This window comes from Micromonospora sp. DT15 (genome assembly GCF_049841475.1).
Taxonomy (GTDB): Bacteria; Actinomycetota; Actinomycetes; order Mycobacteriales; family Micromonosporaceae; genus Micromonospora.
Genome location: NZ_JBNCKJ010000033.1, coordinates 1 through 320, shown reverse-complemented (window position 1 = coordinate 320; position 320 = coordinate 1). Strand labels below are relative to the sequence as shown.

1 protein-coding gene is annotated in these 320 nt (G+C 66.6%); it reads right to left on the bottom strand.

Features of this window, described 5'->3' with window-relative positions; all coding sequences use genetic code 11:
• Positions 1 to 302: C39 family peptidase (locus ACLQ3F_RS31615; RefSeq protein ID WP_425853366.1), on the bottom strand; the 302-nt coding region annotated here is incomplete at its 3' end.
• Positions 303 to 320 lie beyond the last annotated feature (18 nt).

Here is a 320-nt window from a genome sequence, read left to right as displayed (position 1 = left end):
GAGTTGGTGCCGGCCTCGGTGGTGCCCATCTCCTTGGCCATGTCATCAACGTTGATGTTCTTACCCTGCACACTCAGGGCGTTACGGGTCGCGGCGGGCCCGCAGTAGTAGAAGTTCGGCTGCGCTTCGTAGCGCACACCGAGCTCCCGCTCGCTGTGACCCTTGCGGTCGGTCTGCGTCTGGGTGGCCGGCTTCGCATCGGACATGGCGTAGGCGGCGGTCACGGGGCCGGCGATGGCGCCTCCGGTGAACGCGAGGCCGGCGGCGGTCAGGGCGGTCTTACGAATCAGATCGGTACGCATGATGGCGTGCTCCTCTGC